At 66.0% G+C, this 19,048-nt stretch carries 17 protein-coding genes; 9 read left to right on the top strand and 8 right to left on the bottom strand.

All coding sequences use genetic code 11. The annotated features are described in order from the left end of the window. Positions 1-116: 116 nt before the first annotated feature. Complete coding sequence (locus BRAGE_RS0102775; RefSeq protein WP_027560561.1) at positions 117-1,283, top strand: ABC transporter substrate-binding protein; 1,167 nt, start codon at positions 117-119, stop codon at positions 1,281-1,283. 80 nt (positions 1,284-1,363) lie between these two features. Here the strand turns inward: BRAGE_RS0102775 and BRAGE_RS0102770 are convergent, their stop codons facing one another. The 3 genes from BRAGE_RS0102770 to BRAGE_RS0102760 are packed head-to-tail and all read right to left on the bottom strand — an operon-like array spanning position 1,364 to position 5,246. Continuing rightward, a complete protein-coding gene (locus BRAGE_RS0102770; protein ID WP_027560562.1) occupies positions 1,364-2,341 on the bottom strand; it encodes a hydroxyacid dehydrogenase in 978 nt (325 codons plus the stop codon). Between the two features lie 12 nt (positions 2,342-2,353). Continuing rightward, a complete protein-coding gene (locus BRAGE_RS0102765) occupies positions 2,354-4,207 on the bottom strand; it encodes a TRAP transporter large permease (protein WP_027560563.1) in 1,854 nt (617 codons plus the stop codon). A 7-nt stretch (positions 4,208-4,214) separates the two neighbouring features. After that, a complete protein-coding gene (locus BRAGE_RS0102760; protein ID WP_027560564.1) occupies positions 4,215-5,246 on the bottom strand; it encodes a TRAP transporter substrate-binding protein in 1,032 nt (343 codons plus the stop codon). 426 nt (positions 5,247-5,672) lie between these two features. On the opposite strand from BRAGE_RS0102760, the gene BRAGE_RS0102755 reads away from it, so the two are divergent. After that, on the top strand, positions 5,673-7,181 hold the full coding sequence (locus BRAGE_RS0102755; protein ID WP_027560565.1) for a caspase family protein: 1,509 nt from the start codon (positions 5,673-5,675) through the stop codon (positions 7,179-7,181). A 152-nt stretch (positions 7,182-7,333) separates the two neighbouring features. Continuing rightward, positions 7,334-9,013, top strand: a complete 1,680-nt coding sequence (locus tag BRAGE_RS0102750; protein WP_027560566.1) for a SulP family inorganic anion transporter — start codon at positions 7,334-7,336, stop codon at positions 9,011-9,013. 5 nt (positions 9,014-9,018) lie between these two features. Here the strand turns inward: BRAGE_RS0102750 and BRAGE_RS0102745 are convergent, their stop codons facing one another. The 3 genes from BRAGE_RS0102745 to BRAGE_RS0102735 all read right to left on the bottom strand — a co-directional run bounded on the left by BRAGE_RS0102745 (position 9,019) and on the right by BRAGE_RS0102735 (position 12,346). Then, positions 9,019-9,381, bottom strand: coding sequence for a hypothetical protein (locus tag BRAGE_RS0102745; protein WP_027560567.1), 363 nt, complete (start codon positions 9,379-9,381; stop codon positions 9,019-9,021). A 112-nt stretch (positions 9,382-9,493) separates the two neighbouring features. Then, positions 9,494-10,831 (bottom strand): Spy/CpxP family protein refolding chaperone, encoded by a 1,338-nt coding sequence (locus BRAGE_RS0102740; RefSeq protein ID WP_027560568.1) that lies wholly within the window; start codon positions 10,829-10,831, stop codon positions 9,494-9,496. Between the two features lie 90 nt (positions 10,832-10,921). Next, complete coding sequence (locus BRAGE_RS0102735; RefSeq protein WP_027560569.1) at positions 10,922-12,346, bottom strand: FAD-binding oxidoreductase; 1,425 nt, start codon at positions 12,344-12,346, stop codon at positions 10,922-10,924. 86 nt (positions 12,347-12,432) lie between these two features. Between BRAGE_RS0102735 and BRAGE_RS0102730 the strand changes: the two genes are divergently transcribed. After that, positions 12,433-12,939 (top strand): thioesterase family protein, encoded by a 507-nt coding sequence (locus tag BRAGE_RS0102730; protein WP_027560570.1) that lies wholly within the window; start codon positions 12,433-12,435, stop codon positions 12,937-12,939. Here the strand turns inward: BRAGE_RS0102730 and BRAGE_RS0102725 are convergent, their stop codons facing one another. Further along, on the bottom strand, positions 12,940-13,113 hold the full coding sequence (locus BRAGE_RS0102725; RefSeq protein WP_011089300.1) for a DUF1328 domain-containing protein: 174 nt from the start codon (positions 13,111-13,113) through the stop codon (positions 12,940-12,942). Between the two features lie 239 nt (positions 13,114-13,352). Between BRAGE_RS0102725 and BRAGE_RS0102720 the strand changes: the two genes are divergently transcribed. Then, positions 13,353-15,932 (top strand): ATP-dependent helicase, encoded by a 2,580-nt coding sequence (locus tag BRAGE_RS0102720; protein ID WP_027560571.1) that lies wholly within the window; start codon positions 13,353-13,355, stop codon positions 15,930-15,932. A gap of 25 nt (positions 15,933-15,957) precedes the next feature. On the opposite strand, the gene BRAGE_RS0102715 is transcribed toward BRAGE_RS0102720, so the two are convergent. After that, the gene (locus BRAGE_RS0102715) at positions 15,958-16,839 is read right to left on the bottom strand and encodes a hypothetical protein (RefSeq protein WP_141263087.1); all 882 of its coding nucleotides are present in this window, start codon (positions 16,837-16,839) and stop codon (positions 15,958-15,960) included. A gap of 23 nt (positions 16,840-16,862) precedes the next feature. Here BRAGE_RS0102715 and BRAGE_RS0102710 point away from each other — a divergent pair, with 23 nt between their 5' ends. From BRAGE_RS0102710 to BRAGE_RS0102695, 4 genes are all read left to right on the top strand, one after another. Beyond that, positions 16,863-17,153 carry a type II toxin-antitoxin system HicB family antitoxin gene (locus BRAGE_RS0102710; protein ID WP_027560573.1) on the top strand — a complete coding sequence of 97 codons (291 nt, stop codon included), beginning with the start codon at positions 16,863-16,865 and terminating at the stop codon, positions 17,151-17,153. Positions 17,154-17,241: 88 nt separating this feature from the next. After that, positions 17,242-17,658, top strand: coding sequence for a hypothetical protein (locus BRAGE_RS0102705; RefSeq protein ID WP_027560574.1), 417 nt, complete (start codon positions 17,242-17,244; stop codon positions 17,656-17,658). Beyond that, positions 17,658-18,332: an OmpA family protein gene (locus BRAGE_RS0102700; RefSeq protein ID WP_027560575.1), complete on the top strand. Its 675-nt coding sequence runs from the start codon at positions 17,658-17,660 to the stop codon at positions 18,330-18,332. Before BRAGE_RS0102705 ends, BRAGE_RS0102700 begins: the two co-directional genes overlap by 1 nt. Before the next feature lie 171 nt (positions 18,333-18,503). Further along, positions 18,504-19,022 (top strand): DUF962 domain-containing protein, encoded by a 519-nt coding sequence (locus BRAGE_RS0102695; protein ID WP_027560576.1) that lies wholly within the window; start codon positions 18,504-18,506, stop codon positions 19,020-19,022. Positions 19,023-19,048: the final 26 nt, after the last annotated feature.

Raw genomic sequence — 19,048 nt, 5'->3', positions numbered from 1 at the left:
TGCCGGTTTTCCCCGGAGTCATACGGACTCGCTGGTCATCGAGCGGTTAGCGACCTGTTCAGGGCCGCAGACTTATCTTTCCACCAAGCGCATTCAGCATCCGGCAAAGCATCCTCATGACACAATCGCGATCCGCGACATCTGTCGCCCTGGCCATCGCATGGCTGGCCGCGCTGATGCTTCCGGCGAGGTGCGAGGAGGCCGGCGTCAGCGAGGACGCGATCCTGTTCGGCCAGGCCGCCGCTCTCGAAGGCCCCTCCTCCGCGCTCGGACAGCGCATGCGGCAAGGCATCGTCGCGGCGTTCACCGAGATCAACGCCAAGGGCGGCGTTCATGGCCGCAAGCTCCAGCTCATCAGCCGCGACGACGGCTACGATCCCGACCGCTCGACGGCGCAGACGCTGCGCCTGATCGACGAGGACAAAGTGTTCGCACTGATCGGCGCGGTGGGAACGCCGACCGCGATGGCGACGATCCCGATCACCAGCACCAGGAACATTCCCTTCATCGGCCCGTTCAGCGGCGCCGAATTCTTGCGCGACCTCGAGCTCGCCAACGTCGTCAATATCCGCGCCAGCTATGGCGCGGAGGCCGAGGCCTGGATCAAGCACCTCACGGAGGATCGCCACTTCGCCCGCATCGGCATCTTCTACCAGGACGATTCCTTCGGCCGCGACGGTCTTGCCGGCGTGAAGCGCGCGCTCGCCAAGCGCGGGCTCGAGCTCGCCGCCGAAGGCACCTTCGAGCGCAACACCCGCGCGGTCGGCTCGGCCTGGCGCACCATCAAGCGCGCCGAGCCCGAGGCCATCGTCATGGTCGGCACCTACGGTCCCTGCGCGGAGTTCATCAAGCTCGCGCATCGCAGCGGCTCCTACCCGACCTTCGTCAACGTCTCCTTCGTCGGCGCCAATGCGCTCGCCAAGGAGCTCGGCCCCGAGGGCGAGGGCGTCATCGTCTCACAGGTCGTGCCGTTTCCCTGGGACCACTCGCTCAAGCTCGTCGCCGACTACCAGGCGGCACAGAAGGCGATCGACCCGACGCTGACGCCGGATTTCGTGTCGCTCGAAGGCTACCTCTCCGGCCGCCTCGCCGCCGCAGCGCTGGAAAATGCCGGACCGCAACCGACGCGCGCGGGCCTGCTACGCGCCATCAACGATGTCGGCCGCTTCGACATCAGCGGCAGCATCGTCACCGTCGGCGTGCGCGCACTCGACACGCCACCAAAAGTGTTCTTGACGGTGATCGAGAAGGACGGGACATTCAAGGCGGTGGATCGGCTGTAGGGGTTAATGAGATTGAGACTCCACTAGCGCACCGATGAAGGTGCGAACGGAGAGAGCGGCACTTGTTGGCGAGAGGGGCGTTAGGGCCGCCGCGTCCAGCGATCGGCGTTGACGGCGCCCTGAGGCACCTCGCCTTTGACGATGGCCTCCACCTGCCGCACGGTTTCCAGCGACTGGTATTCGATCGCCTGCGGCGTCAGGCCGCCGACGTGAGGCGTCGCGATGACGTTTGGCAGTTTCGCGAGCTCCGGCGTCGGCATCTGGTCGGGCGCGCGGCCGACATCCATCGCCGCTCCAGCGATGCGGCCCTCGAGGAGCGCCTTGGCGAGCGCGGCCTCGTCGACGAGATTGCCGCGCGAGAGATTGACGAAGACGGCATGCTTCTGCATGCGCGCCAGCGCCGCCTCTCCGATCAGGTTCTCGGTCTGCTCGTTGGCGATGGCAAGGCAGACGACGTAGTCCGCTGCGGAAAGGAGCTCGTCGAGGCTGACGTGCCGGATCGCGCTGTCGCTGACATCAGCGAAGGGATCGGCGACCAGCACCTCCATGCGCAGCACCTTTGCGATCTCGGCGAGATAACGCCCGATGCTGCCATAGCCGATGATGCCGATGCGGCTGCCGGCGAGCTGGCGGCCCATCCGCGCTTCCGGCTTGCGGCCGGCCTGGTAGTCGGCGGTGGTCCGCGACACGCCGCGGGAGAGATCGACCATGAAGCCGAGCGCGAGCTCGGCGACGGCCTGCACGAAGCCGGGCCCGGCGCGGGTCACGAGCACGCCGGCGTTCGAGGCCGCTTCCACATTGACGTTGCGGATATCGACGGCGCAGCGGACGAAGGCGCGCAGGCGCGGGAGCTGCGCAAAGATCTCGCCGCGTCCCTCGGTCATGCGATCGGCGACGATGATGTCGGCATCTTTTGCTGCGCGCGCGAGCCCGGTTGCGTCCAGAGTCTCGTCGCTCTCGTGCAGGATCACCTCGGCGGCCGCGCGCAGGCCGTTCAAGCTGCGATCGCCGTAGTAATTGCGCCGCATCTCCGGCGTGTGCGCGAGCAGGACCTTCACGACAAGACTCCTTCAGTAGCCGAATGCCCGCGGCAGCGCGGTCGAGAGCCATGGCACGAAGGCGATGACGAGCAGGCAGAGGAACAAGAGGCCGAGATAGCCCATGATCGGCTTCACGGTCTGCTCGATCGGCACGTTGCCGATCAGGCAGGCGCCGTAGAGCCCGAGCCCGAGCGGCGGGGCGAACAGGCCGATGCCCATCGCGATGACGAGCACCACGCCGAAATGCAGGGGATCGACGCCGAGCTGCACCGCGACCGGCAGCAGCAGCGGCCCAAAGATGATCAGCGCGGCCGCGCCTTCCAGCACCGAGCCCATCACGATCAGCACGGCGATGGCGAGCAGGATGAACAGCCAGACGCCGGAGGTCTTGGAGAGGCCGAGCATGAAATCGCCGACCGCATGCGGCACCTGCTGCAAGGTCAGCGTGAACGCCAGCGACTGCGCAGCGGCAACGATGAACAGCACCAGACCCGCACGCGTTGCCGCCTGGACGAAACTGTGCGCGGCCGATCTGAAGCCGAGCTCGCGGAACACCACGCTGCCGACGACGAGCGCATAGGCGACCGCGAAGGCGGAGATTTCCGTGGCCGTGGCAAAGCCGCTCTTGAAGCCGAAGAAGATCATGAAGATCAGGCCGAACGAGGCGATCGCGCCGCTCCAAAGGCCCGACACCGGCGCCTGCGGCGCGATGTCCTCGGCGTCCGCCGGCGGCTTGCCGAAGATGATGGAGACCGCGATCAGCACCAGCGCCATCAGCGCGGCAGGCAAGAGCCCGGCCATGAACAGGCCGCCGATCGAGAGGTTCGCGACGAAGCCGAGGATGATCAGGTTGATGCAGGGCGGAATGGTTTCCGCCATCACTGCGGACGCCGCCAGCAGCGCGACCGCACCGCCCGGATTCTGCTTCGAGCGGCGCGCGGCGGGGATCAGCACCGAGCCGACCGCGGCGACGTCGGCCATCTTCGAGCCTGAGATGCCCGAGAACAGCACCATCGAGGCCACCATCACGACGTTGAGGCCGCCGCGCATGCGTCCCACCGCGCGCTGCAACAGCTCGATCAGGCGCACCGACATGCCGTTGGCTTCCATGAGGTAGCCGACGAGGATGAAGAAGGGAATCGCGAGCAGCACGAAATTGTCGATGCCGCGCGCCATCTGCTGGGCGAAGATGACGCCGGGCAGCGCGCCCTCGACCCAGATGAAGATCAGCGCGGCCAGCGCCAGCGCAAAGCCGATCGGCAGGCCGCCGAACAGCGTTGCGAAGAAGCCGATCAGCATCAGCGTGCCCGCCGAGGGCACCGACGACGGCGAGAGGTAATCCCAGGCGAGATAAAGGCCGGTGACGATGACGATCGCAATGAGGCCCCTGACGATGTCGGGAAGCGGCCTTGCGCAGAGATGGTCGATCGCGAACACCGTCATGAACAGGGCGCCGACGCCCATCGGGTAGAAGGTCAATTCCAGCGGCAGGCCTGAACCGGTGGTCTGGCCGGCGGTGAGCGAGCCAAGCTTGATCGCGTTGTAGGCGACATAGCCGGAGATCAGCACGATCAGCAGCGCGCTGGCGGCATCGACCAGCGTGCGCAGCCGCACCGGCAGCAGGTCGCGGAAGAAGGACACGCCGACATTCTCGCCGCGCGCGAGCGCGCTCGCCGCGCCGAAGAAGGCCGAGCCGACCATCAATCCGCGCGCGACATCGTCCGACCACTCGACCGGCGCGTTGAAGAAGAAACGCAGCAGCACGGAGGCGCACACCACGACGAGATCGGCGGCGAGCAGGATGGCCGCAATCGCGTCGCTGACGCGAAGCAGCAGGGTGATGCTCCCGTGGCGGCCGCCCGAGACGGGCACGGCGGCGGTCATCGTCATCTCAGGCTTGCGTCGCGCGGATCATGTCGATGACCGGTTTGGATTCCGGCCGTGCCCTGACGAAGTTCTCGATCTGCGGCGCGACGCGCTTCTTGAAGGCCTCGCGGTCGCATTCGGCGACCGTCACGCCCTTCTCGGTCAGGGCCGCCAGCGCCTCCTTCTCGACCGCGAGCCCATGGGCGCGGGTGTCGGCCGCGGCCTTCTTGGCGGCATCGAGGAAGCCTTCGCGCAGCTTCGGATCCATGCGGTTATAGGTCATGTCGCTGAAATAGATCGCGAGCGGCGAGAAATTGTGCTGCGTCAGCGCGTAGAACTTTGAGGTTTCGAAGAACTTGCTGGCGAGGATCGTCGGCGGATCGTGCTCGAGGCCATCGAGCACGCCGGCCTGCAAGGCCGTGTAGATCTCGCCGAAGGCCAGCGGCGTCGCGGCGGCGCCCATCAGGCGCAGGCATTCGGTGATGACGGGATTGGGCAGGGTGCGAATCTTGAGACCGGCGAGATCCTCCGGCGTCTTCACCGGCTTCTTCGCCAGCACGCTGCGCGAGCCGAAATTATAGGCCCAGGCGATGATGCGGATGTTGCCGCCCTTGAGCAGTGCGTCCTCGATCGGCTTGGCCGCGCCGGAATCGAACGCCTTGGTCTGCTGCGGAAAGCTCGAGAACAGAAAACCGAGGTCGAAGGTGCCGACCAGCGGCACCAGGTTGGCCGAGATCGACGAGCCCGACACCATGAGGTCGATGACGCCGAGCTTGACCGAGTTGATGACGTCGATCTCCTGGCCGAGTTGATTGTCCGGGAAGAAGGCGACCTCGACCTGCTCGCCGAGGCCGTTGCCCTTCAGATTCTTCACGAGGTTATCGTAATAGACGCGGCCGTTGGCGTATTTGGGATCGTTCGGCAGCGAGGAGGAGCATTTCAGCTTCAGCGTCGCAGCTTCGGCGCGGCCGATGATGGCGGGAGAGAGCACGAGGCCGGCGGTGACCGCCGCCGATGACTTGATGAACGCGCGACGGTTCACGGGCACGATGGTCATGGTGCGGTCTCTCCCAAGCATTCTTGTTTACGGCCGCGATCGTTGTCGCGGCCTGTTGCGCAGACTGTATGGCCAAAGCGACGGGGCAGGCAAGGGTTGGGCCCGGACCTCGCAAAGCCGCGCGCGGCGAATGGCGACGGCACGCGCGAGCAGCGAAACGGTCATGTTTTGCGGGATTCGCGATGCGGATGGGCCCACGGCGCGGGACGTGAGAGAGCACGCCATGCAGCGGCGGGGATCAATCCAATTGGCGCATGGATCAATGCGCAATTCACATGGATGGCGCCAGAACGATGCTTCCCGCTCCGGCAGACGCCCTGCCCCATTTTGCCGCAGCGGGCAGCGTGATCCAGCGCACAGACAGTGTCATGGCACAGACGTAGAAAAGGTGACATCATCGCGCGCATTGCCGATGGAGGTGACACCATGCGCCGTCCAGTCCTTTGCAATTTGCTTCTTGCATCCGGCCTTCTTGCATTCACGCAATTGATGACACCGACGGAGGCCGCCGCCGAAGCAAGGCTCGCGCTCGTGATCGGCCAGTCCGCCTATCGCACCGTGCCGGAACTGCCCAATGCCGCCAACGACGCCAAGGGCATGACCGAGCTGCTCGGCAATGCCGGCTTCACCGTCACCACGGCAGCCAATCTCGGTCAGAACGAGATGCGCGCGGCGATCTCGGATTTCGCCGGCAAGGTCAGCGCCAGCGGCGCCGACACCGTCGCGCTGGTGTTTTATGCCGGCCATGGCCTGCAGATCGACGGCGAGAACTATCTGGTGCCCGTCGACCTCGACCCCAAGCGCGAGGCCGACATTCCGCTCCAGGGCGTGCGGCTCAACGACCTGCTCAACACGCTCGGCGCGCTGCCGACGCGGGCGCGCATCTTCATGCTGGACGCCTGCCGCAACAATCCGTTCCCCGCGCTCAGCGGCGCCGGCCATGGGCTTGCGATCGTCGACACCAAGGCCGGCGCGCCCGGCTCGTTCATCTCCTATTCGACCTCGCCGGGCGCGGAAGCCGAGGATGGCAACGGCATCGACAGCCCCTACACCACGGCCGCGCTGGCCATCGCTAAGCAGCCGAACCTGCCGATCGAGGAAGTGTTCAAGCGCATCCGCGTCGCGGTGGCGCAATCGACCGACGGACGGCAGATCCCCTGGGAAAGCTCCTCGCTGACGACCGATTTCAGGTTCTTCGGCGGCGAGAGCAGTTCGTCGTCCCTGCCGGGCGCATCATCGATGGCGCTCGCCAGCGGCACACGCAGCGTCGAGGACTGGCGCAAGGATTTGCAGGGCAAGGACGCCAAGGCGGCCTATGAGATCGTGATCGCTGACGACACCGTGCAGGCCTATCAAGCCTATATCGAGCTCTACGCTCAGGACGCCCGCACACCGCGCTTGCGCACCGTGCTGGAGCGTCGGCGCCAGATGCTGGCCTGGGAGCGCGCCACCGCCATCAACACCCGCGCCTCGTTCGAGGCCTATCTCGCCAACTGGGACAACAGCGACCTGGCTGCTACCGCGCGCAGGCTGCTGCTCCGGGTTCAGAACCGCAACTATGCCTTGCCGGTCGCGGCCGCGGCGGCCCCTGCCCCGATCGCCGTCGCATTGGCGCCGACCTGCCCGTGCTCGACGCCGACGGGCCCGGCTTCGCCGGTCAACCCCGACGTGGCGCCCATCATCAAGAAGCGCGTCGACGACACGCCGCCAAAGCGCAAGGTCGACGAGACCCCGCCGAAGCGCAAGGTGGTCGAGACACCGCCGAAGCCGCGCCGGCCGCCGCCCGACGAAGTGGTCTACGAGCGCGCACCACCGCCGGATCGCGGCCCACCGCCCGGCGCCATCATGCAAGGCATCGGCATTGGGATCGGCATCGGCATGGGCATGGGTGGCGGCCGCGGCGGCGACTACCACAACGACCGCGGCCGGTACTGAGGCAGTCCACCGCACTGCGAAGAATGTCCGCAAGCCCATGGCTTGCGGACATTCTTGTTGATGACGGAGAAGTGGCTCGATCCGCCGCTCTCCTCTCCGGAAATGCTGTAGTCTGATCGGCCACCGCCAGCCTTTCCGGAGACGACCCATCAATGCCGCACGACGCTCACGCCAAGGGATCATCGAAGCACGCCTGGCCGCTGTTCAGCTCGCTCGCGTCCTACGCCCTGCCCGGCGATCTGATGGCGGGGCTGACGCTGGCGGCGATCGCGATCCCCGAGCAGATGGCGACCGCGCGGCTCGGCGGTTTTGCGCCGCAGATCGGCTTCTTCGCCTTCATGGCGGGCTCGCTGGGATTTGCGCTGCTCGGCGGCAACCGCTTTCTGTCCTGCGGCGCCGATTCCACGATCACGCCGATCTTCGCCGGCGGACTCGCTGCGCTGGCTGCGGCCGGTACGCCGGAATATCAGGGCCTCGCGATCGCGCTGGCGCTGATGGTCGGCGCGATGATGCTGGCGGGCGGCGCATTCCGGCTCGGCGGCATCGCCAATTTGTTGTCGGTGCCGGTCATGGTCGGCTTCCTCGCCGGCATCTCCGTCCACATCATCGTGTCCCAACTGCCGGGTGTGCTCGGGCTGCCATCGCCGAGCGGGCCGACGCTCGATCGCATCGGCGTGCTCGCAAGCGAGATCGGCCGAACCAATCCCATCACGTTCTGTATCGGCTTCGGTGTGCTCGCCGTGGTCTTCATCTCCGAGAAGATCAGCGCGAAAATTCCGGGCGCACTGATCGGGCTGGTCGGCGCGACGCTGGCCACGATCGCGCTCGGCCTCGAAAGCAAGGGCGTCAGCGTCGTCGGCAGCGTGCCCGGCACGTTGCCGCGGCCGACCTTCCCCGAGCTTGCGCCGGAGCTGTGGGTGCGGCTGGTGCCACTCGCCTTCGTCATCACGGTCGTGGTGATGGTGCAGACCGCCGCGACGACGCGCTCGTTCCCGTCCGATCCTGATAAGCCGGCCGATGTCGACCGCGATTTCCTCGGCGCGGGGGCCGGCAGCGTCTTGGCCGGCCTGTTCGGCGCGTTTCCGGTCAATGCCAGCCCGCCGCGGACGGGCATTGTCGCCGAGACCGGCGGGCAGTCGCAGCTTGCGGGCCTTGCCGCAGCAGTGATCGTGCTGGCGCTACTCGCGTTCGGCACCGGGCTGTTGCAGCACGTGCCGGACGCCGCGCTGGGCGGCATCCTGCTGTTCGTGGCGCTGCGCATCATCCGCGCCAAGCAGATCGCCACGATCTACCGGCAGTCGTTCGGCGAGTTCCTGCTGATCGTGGCCACCGCCGCGCTGATCATCGTACTGCCGATCCAGCAGGGCGCCTTCCTCGGCATCGCACTGTCGCTGCTGCACGGCATCTGGAGCACCACGCGCGCCAGGCTGGTCGAGTTCGAGCGCGTGCCGGGCACCACCATCTGGTGGCCGGCGCATCCGCACCTCCCCGGCGAGCGCATCGCCGGCGTTGCCGTGATTGGCCTGCAGGCGCCGCTGTCGTTTCTCAACGCGCCGGGTTTCCGCAGCGACGTGAGCAAGGTGCTCGGCACGGCGACGCCGCAACTCTTGGTGCTGGAGGCGAGCGGCATGGTCGAGATCGACTTCACCGCCGCGCAGATATTGCTCGACGTGTTCAAGGTATGCAGCGAACAGGGCGTTACCGTCGCGCTGGCGCGGCTGGAATCGGTGCGCGCGCAGGACGCGTTCGAGCGGTTCAGACTGTTCGATGCCCTGCCCCGCGAGCACGTCTTCCACAGCGTGGACGAGGCTGTGCGGAAGCTGGCGAAGTAACCGTTCTACGATGCCAATGTCGGATGATCCCGCTGCACCGTCTCGCGGATCCAGCTCGCGTGAATGGCGCGGAACAGGATCTGCGCGGTCTTGAGATCGCCAGCCGTCATGCAGAGATCGACGATGCGACGGACAGCGTCGTCGCGCATCAGGTCGTCCGAGATCTTCATCGCGATCTCCATCGCGACCTTGGCGGCGCGCTCGTAGCGTTCGCTGTCGCGCTTGTCGTTACGAGCCGAGCCGGCGGCGCTCGGAGCCGCAGCGTCACAGATCGCGCGGATGCGCGCGGCGGCCTCGATGTCACCGAGCGGTGCTTCGATCGCCTCGTCCCAGATGTCCTGTCGCGTCTTGCGCGCGAACCACGTCATCGCCCCACCATCCGCGATCTTCGAGCCGCCATATCGCCGCGCTTCAGCCTCCCCAGCATAGAGAGGCCGATCAAGATCAGCGAGGCGATTTTTCCGCAGGATCTTGACGTCTTCAGGACGTTCGGCGTGGTCCGATGGCCTCGAACTGCGCCTTCTGCTCGTCATTCAACGTGGCGTAGAAATCCTCCAGCGCCGCGCGCACCGACTTGACGCCGTCGAGCATCACATCGAGCCGCTTGCGGACCGCGGCCATTCGCGCCGGCGGGGTCATCACCTCGCTTGGCTGGCAGGCCGACTTGAGCGATGCGCTGACCCTGGCGCTGGTGTCCTGGAGCACCTGCAGTGCGGCGCGCTGCGTATCGTTGGGGTGAAGCCTCGCCTCGATGTCGGCGCCGGGCCAATCAAGCGCAGCAGTCGCGCCGCAGGTCTGGACCAGCGATCCCCCACTGCCGCTAGAAGCTGTCGCGCGGCGCTGATCTTCGGCCAGGGCATTGAACCGCGCCTTCTGCTCGTCGGTGAGCGAGCCATAGAAGCTGTCGAGGGCGGGCTGAACGAGATCGACGGCTTTCACCATCGCCTCGACACGCTGCTGCATCGCCGCCAGCCGGCCGGGTGCCGTCGCTGCGACCTGCGACGGACAGGACGCGCGGATCAGCGCTGCAGCGTCAATCGAAGCATTGCCGAGCGCATCGAGATTGGCGCCTTGCGCCTCGGTCGGCTGCACCGCCGCGGCGATCTGATCGATCGGCAGACCGACGATCTCGCGGCGCTCGCTGCCGCAAAGCTGATCCAGCGCAACGCCTCGCGCTTGCCGTCGTCCCTGCGGGCGCTGCGGCAGATAGGCCGACAGTCCGTCATAGCCATAAGGTCCGAACAGGCCGGCATAGATGTCCGGATAGCCGTAGCCCCAGAAGCCGAGGCCGTCGCCCCAGATCGTGTAGTCGTAGAGATCGTTATAGGCGAACGGCCAGAACAGCGGTCCGACCCAGCCGTAACCGCCACCCGCGTGTTGCCACCATCCGCTGCTGGCGCCGTGCCAGCCGGCGAGCGCGGCCGCAGCCGTGATCTGGGCGCGCGCCGCCGGGTTGCCGATCAGGCGACCGTTGCGGAAAGCGCCGGAATGCGCGTTGAACGCGTTGCGGAAATGCGCAGGGCGGACGGACGCATTGCGGATCTGACCGAAGTTGGGGCCGTGTCGGGCGCCGGTTGCAAACCGCATCGCGCGATGATGACCGCCACCATGTGCATGCCCGAAGCCGTGGCCGTGAAAATGGCCGCCGCCGTGATGGCCTCCACCATGCCCGCCGCCGTGACCTCCGCCATGGCCGCCGCCGTGACCACCACCATGACCACCGCCGTGTCCGCCACCGTGTCCGCCCTTGCCCAGAGCCGTCCCTGCCAGCATGCAGGCAAGCGCCATCACGGCAATTGCAATGACCGGTCGCAACATCGCATCCTCCCGCAAAGCCGCGCCATTGAGGCATCGGAACTTGTCGGGAATTGGAACCGGCTTGGCTGCCGAAAGTTCCCGGGCCGCGCGCTACGCCTCCGGCACGATCTTGCCGGGGTTGAGGATGTTGAGCGGATCGAACGCCTGCTTCAGCGCGCGCATCGCTTCGATCGCCTCCGGACCGAGTTCCGCCTTGAGATATTTCTGCTTGCCCTGGCCGATGCCGTGCTCGCCGGTGCAGGTGCCGTCCATCGCCTGCGCGCGCTCGACGAGGCGATGCATGAACTCCTCGCCGCGCGCCATCTCGGCGGCGTCGTTGGTGTCGCAGACCAGCGAGCAGTGGAAATTGCCGTCGCCGACATGGCCGACGATCGGCGACAGCAGGTTGAGGCGTTTGAGATCTTCCTCGGTCTCGCTGACGCAATCGGCAAGGCGCGAGATCGGCACGCAGACGTCGGTCGCAACCACGCCGATGCTATCGCCGGGGCGCAGCGCCTTCACGGACCAATAGGCGTCGTGCCGCGCCTGCCACAGTTTTGTGCGGTCCTCCGGTTTGGTAGTCCAGGAGAAATCGCCACCGCCGCACTCCTTGGCGATCTCGCCAAACGCCTTCGACTGCTCGGCGACCTCGACCTCGCTGCCGTGGAATTCCATCAACAGCAGCGGTGTCTCCGGCAGCGTCAGCTTGGAATAGGCGTTGCAGGCCTTCACCTGCGCAGTGTTGAGCAGCTCGATGCGCGCGACGGGAATGCCGGTCTGGATCGCCAGGATCACGGCCTGACACGCCCCGTGCACGGTCTCGAACGACACCGCGCCGGCCGCGATCGTGTCAGGGATGCCGCGGAGCCGGATTGTGAGTTCCGAGATGATGCCGAGCGTGCCCTCGGCGCCGACGAACAGATGCGTCAGGTCGTAGCCGGCGGAGGATTTCTTGGCGCGCGTGCCCGTGGTGATGATCTCGCCGTCGCCGCGGACGACCTTCAGCGCCAGCACGCTGTCGCGCATGGTGCCGTAGCGCACCGCGTTGGTGCCGGAGGCGCGGGTCGAGGCCATGCCGCCGAGCGAAGCATCCGCGCCGGGATCGATCGGGAAGAACAGGCCCTGGTCGCGCAGATGTTCGTTGAGCGCCTTGCGGGTGACGCCGGGCTGGATCACGCAGTCGAGATCCTCGGCATGCACGGCGAGCACCTTGTTCATGTCGCGCAGGTCGATCGAGATGCCGCCGGCGGGCGCGTTGACCTGGCCCTCGAGCGAGGTGCCGGTGCCGAAGGGAATGACGGGGACGCGATTCTTGGCGCAGATCCGCACCACGTCCTGGATGTCGGCGGTCTCCTGCGCCATCACCACGCCGTCCGGCGGCTGGTTGACGATCCACGTGGTGGTATGGCCGTGCTGCTCGCGGACGGCCTGCGAGGTGATGAGGCGGTTGCCGAAGCGCGCGGCAAGCTGCTCCAGCGCGCTTGCGAGGGCTTTCGGCTCGACCCGCGGCGGATTATTGGTGATGGTCGTACCCACGGACATTCCTCCCGACAGAAGAACCGTGGCAAAGGACATAAAGCCGGTCAAGTCAAGCGACCGGACGCATACCCAGGGAATGAAACATGCCGGAGAGTGCCGCTTCGAAGCCCGCCGCAGAGCCGTTCCGCGCCTCGATCATGCAGATCGAGCCGCAATGGATCGACTATAACGGCCATCTCAACATGGCCTACTACAACGTCATGTTCGACCGGGCGATCGACGAGCTCTGGCTCGAGCTGGGAATGGGTCCGGCGTACAAGAAGGAGCGCCACGGCTCGACCTTCACCGCTGAATGCCACGTGCGGTACTTGCGCGAAATCCACCTCGGCGATCCCGTGCAGATCCTCGTCTGGCTGCTCGCCGCTGACGACAAGCGGCTGCACACATTCGAGGAGATGCGGCACGCGACCGAGGGCTGGCTGTCGGCGACCTCGGAGAACATGTCGCTGCACATGGATATGAATGCGCGGCGCGTTGCGCCGTTTCCGCCTGATGTCCGGGAGCGCGTCGTTGCGGTCACCAAGGCCCACAGCGCCGTGCCGCGGCCCGAGGGCATCGGCCGCAACGTGGCGATGCCCTCGAAGCGCTAGCTATATTCTGGTGCGGCCACGCGCCAATCCGACCACGGCCGAGACCAGGAACAGAACGACCGCGATGAAGAAGATGATCTTGGCGATCTCGATCGAAGCGCCGGCGATGCCGCCGAAGCCCAGGATGCCGGCGATCAGTGCGATAACCAGAAACGTCACAACCCAGCCTAGCATGGCGAAAACCTCGTCTTGATGTCTGTCTGCGATCGACGCGGCTGACCGCGCCACCTGCCCAGACAATCTCGACGTGGGAACGATGGTTCCCCACCCGGCCCGGTGGAAATTGGCCCGGCTTTCGGGAACAAATCGGGCCGCCGCGTACGTGGAAAACCCCGTCCCGGTGCCCCATATAGGCAGCAATCCCTGTTAAGAAGGCTCCCTCCCGTCACCCCGCGGTGCCATCGTGGGGCCAAATGATTCGCATGACCGAGCCGAGCAAGATTACCAGCGTTCCCGACCACCAGCCCGCAGCCGGCGGCATCGCCGCGCGTGCACGCGCCTCCGTGGGCCCGAAATATCTGTCCGGGCTCAATCCGGAGCAGCGCGAGGCGGTGGAGACGCTGGACGGTCCGGTCCTGGTGCTGGCCGGCGCCGGCACCGGCAAGACGCGCGTGCTGACGACGCGCATCGCCCACATCCTGAGCCAGGGCCGCGCCCGGCCCGCCGAGATCCTGTCGGTGACCTTCACCAACAAGGCCGCGCGCGAGATGAAGCACCGGCTCGGCCAGATGCTCGGCCATGCCGTGGAAGGCATGCCATGGCTCGGCACCTTCCACTCCATCGGCGGGCGCATCCTGCGCTTCCATGCCGAGCTGGCGCAGCTCAAGTCGAACTTCACGGTGCTCGATGTCGACGACCAGGTACGGCTGCTCAAGCAGCTGCTCCAGGCCGAGAACATCGACGACAAGCGCTGGCCCGCACGCATGCTCGCCGGCCTGATCGACGGCTGGAAGAACCGCGGCCTGATGCCCTCGCAGGTCCCCTCGGGCGAGGCCGCTGTCTTCGCCAACGGCAAGGGCGGCAAGCTCTATGCGAGCTATCAGGAGCGGCTGAAGATCTTGAATGCCGCCGATTTCGGCGACCTGCTGCTGGAGAACATCCGCATCTTCCGCGAGCACCCGGATATCTTGCGGCAGTACCAGCAGCGCTTCAAATTCATCCTGGTGGACGAGTATCAGGATACGAACGTCGCACAGTATCTGTGGCTGCGGCTCTTGTCGCAGGCGCCTTCTTTCACCTCTCCCCGCGTGCGGGGAGAGGTTGCATCGCGAAGCGATGCGGGTGAGGGGGACTCTCCGCAGACCGAGCTCGTGGAGACTCCCCCTCATCCCGACCTTCTCCCCGCAAGCGGGGAGAAGGAGAAGACGAAAAACATCTGCTGCGTCGGTGACGATGACCAGTCGATCTATGGCTGGCGCGGCGCCGAGGTCGACAACATCCTGCGCTTCGAGCACGATTTCCCGGGCGCAAAAGTCATTCGCCTCGAGCGCAACTACCGCTCGACCGGTCACATCCTTGCCGCCGCCTCCCATCTGATCGCGCACAATGAAGGCCGGCTCGGCAAGACGCTGCGCACCGAGGACCAGGACGGCGAGAAGGTCACGGTGACGGGCTCGTGGGATTCCGAAGAGGAAGCCCGCGGCATCGGCGAGGAGATCGAGCAGATCCAGCGCAAGGGCGAGAAGCTCAACGAGATCGCGATCCTGGTGCGCGCCTCCTACCAGATGCGCGAATTCGAAGACCGCTTCGTCACGCTCGGCCTGCCCTATCGCGTCATCGGCGGCCCGCGCTTCTATGAGCGCGCCGAAATCCGCGACGCGCTGGCTTACTTGCGCGTCATCAACTCGCCGGCCGACGACCTCGCTTTCGAGCGCATCGTCAACGTGCCTAAGCGCGGGCTCGGCGACGCCACCATTCAGATGCTGCACGACCACGCCCGCAAGCGCCGCATCCCGCTGTTCGAGGCGGCGCGCGCGGTGGTCGAGACCGACGAGCTGAAGCCGAAGGCGCGCGGAAGCTTGCGCGACGTCGTCGCCCAGTTCGACCGCTGGCGCGCCCAGCGCGAGGTCACCTCGCACACCGAGCTGGCGCAGATCGTGCTCGACGAGAGCGGCTACACCGAGATGTGGCAGAAGGACCGTTCGGCCGATGCCGCCGGCCGGCTCGAGAACCTCAAGGAGTTGGTGCGCTCGATGGAGGAGTTCGAGAACCTGCAAGGGTTCCTGGAGCACATCTCGCTGGTGATGGACCGCGAGGGCGGCGCCGAGGACGACGCGGTGTCGCTGATGACGCTGCACTCGGCGAAGGGCCTCGAATTCGACAACGTGTTCCTGCCCGGCTGGGAAGAAGGCCTGTTCCCGAGCCAGCGCACGCTGGACGAACAGGGCCGCGCCGGCCTCGAAGAGGAACGCCGGCTCGGCCATGTCGGCCTCACCCGCGCCCGCCGCCGCGCCATGATCTATTTCGCCACCAATCGCCGGATCCACGGCACCTGGTCGACCACGATCCCGTCGCGCTTCCTCGACGAATTGCCCGCGGCCAATGTCGAGATCACGGAATCCAAGGGCGGCTCGGCCTGGGGCGGCGCCGGTGGCTATGGCGCCTCGCGCTTCGACGACATGGAGGCGTTCGGCTCCAGCTATTCGACGCCGGGCTGGCAGCGCGCCCAGGCCAACCGCAACCGTGGCGGCGGCCGCACTGGCGGCAGCCAAAGCGGCGGCTTCGAGGAAGAGACCGCGTCGTTCTCGTCCGCCTCGTCATCCGGCCCCGATTTCGGCAGCTTCTCCTCGCGCCGCCGCGGCCCCCTCACGATCGAGGGCGAGCTGGTCGCCAAATCGACCGGCACGACCTCGGAATTCTCGCTCGAAGACCGCGTCTTCCACCAGAAATTCGGCTACGGCCACGTCACCAAGATCGACGGCAACAAGCTCACCATCGCCTTCGACAAGGCCGGCGAGAAGAAGGTCGTGGACAGCTTTGTGCAGAGGGCGTGAGACCCTTGCACACAAGGCCATCCACTCAGCCGTTCAGGATGTTGGCGCCCTGGTCGTAAATCAGCTGGTCGACGTGCCCGGCACCCGGCGCAATTTCGAGCCGCCAGCCCAGCGCCACATCGAGGCTGCTGGCGAGCTTCGTGCAGTGTTCGAAATGCCAGAGACCACGCGCGAGGCGGTGAGGCCCCTGGGCCATCGCCTCGTCCCAGCGCGGCAGGTCGTGAGCATCAGGGTCGTTGTCGGCATCGCCCAGCAGGATGACGAGCGAGCGCCCCAGATATTTCTGTAAATGACTTGGGCTGAGGCCAATCCCTCCCATGCCGTCGGGATAATCCTTGGCGAGATTCGGCAGCATGTAGCATCCGCAATTGGCGGCAACGGCAAGGTCGACCGAAGCGGCCTCGTTGAGCGCGAGATAGCGCAGGACGAACTGAGCCCCCGCGGAATTGCCGAACAGTCCGAAGGTCTCCCGGCTGGACCCGATCGCATCCCGGACATAGTGAAACAGCCGGTCGATGACCCCGAAATTCCAATGATCGCGCGGCTGGACCGTATTGTCCGGCGGCGGGAGTCGCACGCCACCGAAATTGTATGCGGGGATGCCCGGGAACTGCTCGGGATCGAACTCCGGCACCAGCACGATTTGCCCGTTGCGCTCGGCCTGAGGAGCGAGCAGATCGCGAAACGCCGCGGCAGCGCGATCGACGCCATGCATCGCCACGATAATGCGTGTGTGCGCATTGCGCGATCGGGGGCAGAACGAAAAGACTCGCATCGTGCGTGGCGAGGGGACGGCACCATCATCACAAAACACGAATGAGCCGGCGCCTTCAGCCAGAGTCAATTTGGTCAATTGCTTGCCTCCTGAGATGCGGTATTCATAATTGAACGAAACCGGGCGGCACAACCATCGAGGCCACCAGTCCTGCCATGCCTCACTACGTCGCCATCATCGAAGACGCCGGTCCGGACGACGCCGTCAGCCTGTGGTTTCCCGATCTGCCCGGCTGCATTTCCGGCGGCGATGATGCCGACGAGGCCCTGGAGAATGCGCCCGAGGCGCTCGCCTTCTATGCGCAGGAGCTGATTGAGGACGGCCGCGAGCTTCCCCCGCCGAGAACGCTGGACGAACTCAAGGCCGATCCGGAGTTCGCCGAGGACCTCAGGAAACACACGGCCGTCCTGATCGAATGGCCACCCCTCACTGAGGCCACGGAGTGAGGACTGTTCGCCGCACTCGCCGGACTCTCGACCGTTCCGGGGCGAACAGCCCTTGACCACCGCGAACTTCCCCGTATCAGATGCACATATGGTCCGGGGCTCCATCACACTGATCTTGCTGGCATTGGGGATGCCGTCGCTTGCGGCGGCGGAGACCATGAGCTTTGGCGATTCGATCGGAAAGCTGGCGGCGAGCTGCGGCGCCGAAATCGTCGCCAATTGCCGCGGCGTCAACCCGGATTCGACCCGGCTGAAGGAGTGCCTGTCGCGCAACCGCGACGTGCTCTCCCAGCAATGCGCGAGTGACTATCTCAGCGTCTTCGACGCCATCCAGAAACGCATCGCCGCGCGCGTCACCGTGGCGAACGCCTGCCAGCGCGAGATCGTCAAGGTCTGCGGCGGCTCGACCAAGGAGACCAGCAAGTCGGTCCCCTGCCTGGTCTCGACGCCCAAGGGCATCAGCAACAACTGCCTGAAGGCCGTCGACGACGCGGGGTATCGCTGATGCGCGCGCCCTGGCTCTCCACCGCCGGAATCGGCATCGCGCTCGGTCTCGCCTTGCTCGCGGACCCAGCCCACGCGCAGACGGCGGCAGCGCCGACCCGCGACGACATCGTCGCCAAGCTCAACCATTTCGAGGAGGCGCCCGAGGTTGATCTCCCTGCGCTGAAGCAGCAGGTGATGGAGCGCGCCAAGGCCAGGATCAAGAACGATCCGGGTCCGGTGAACCGGCCGCCGATCGCGCCCGATCTCGCCAAGCTGCCCGCCTTCAATGCGCAGATCCAGTTCGACGCCGACACGCCGATCATCCAGCCGGCGTCCTACCAGACCGTCGGCCGCATCGCCGACGCGCTGGTTCATTCCTCGTTGCTGCCCTACACCTTCCTGATCGTCGGCCATGTCGAATCCAACCAGAAGACCCGCGAGGCCAACGCGATCCTGAGCCAGCGCCGGGCGGATGCAATCCGCGACGTGCTGGTGAACACGTTCAAGATATCGACCAAGCGACTGCATCCGATCGGCCTCGGCGAGGAGCAGTTTCTCGACCGGGCCAAGCCGACCTCGGCGGTGAACGGCCAGCTGCAAATCCTGACCTTCGCCAAGGTGCCGGAGGAAGCGCCCGCGCATCCGGCGGCAGCGCCTGCGCCTGCGGCGAAAAAGCCCGCCAAGAAGCGCTGAGGATGCACCTCTCGGCGCCTGGCGGAACCCCTTGAAGTTCTTCCGTTTTGTGACCTGTCTCACAGCGCGACAACACGGTTTTGCGCGACGATAGGGCCGGTTTGTGCACCGCCCTGTCAGGTGCTATAGCCTGTTCTCGCCCTTCCCAACCCCACGATGCACGAGACCGAGATGGCCAGTTATTTTCAACGCCAACTGGCGGACTACGTCGAATATCATCGCGATCCCTGGAACTGCGCGATGCACGTGGTCGGTATCCTGCTGCTGTTCACCGGCGCCGTGCTGCCGCTGACTCTCGTGCATTTCTCCGTGTTTGGGGTCGAGGTGAGCCTGGCGGTGATCCTGGCACTGCCGGTGCTGGTCTACTGGCTGATGCTGGACGCCGGGATCGGGCTCGGCATCCTCGCCGCGATGATCGTGCTGCTTTCGGTCGCAACCGCGATCGGCAATCAGGTCTCGATCGTCATGATGTGGTCGATTTTTGCGGCGCTGATCGGCTTTGGCGTCGCATCCCAGATCGTCGGCCACAAGGTTTTCGAGGAACGGCAGCCGTCGATGGTGGACCATCCCACGCATTTCCTGCTTGGACCGATGTTTGTCATGGCGAAATTGTTCATTGCATTGGGCTTCCGTCGCGACCTTGCCGCGATTCTGGCGCCTGTTCCGGCCAATTCCCTTTCAACCCGATAGCTCTAGAAGCGAAACGGCAAACCTTC

The organism is Bradyrhizobium genosp. SA-4 str. CB756, from assembly GCF_000473125.1.
GTDB classification, from domain to species: Bacteria; Pseudomonadota; Alphaproteobacteria; order Rhizobiales; family Xanthobacteraceae; genus Bradyrhizobium; species Bradyrhizobium arachidis.
Note: the sequence above shows the minus strand (reverse complement) of the source record. Positions and strands in the feature narration are given on the sequence as shown.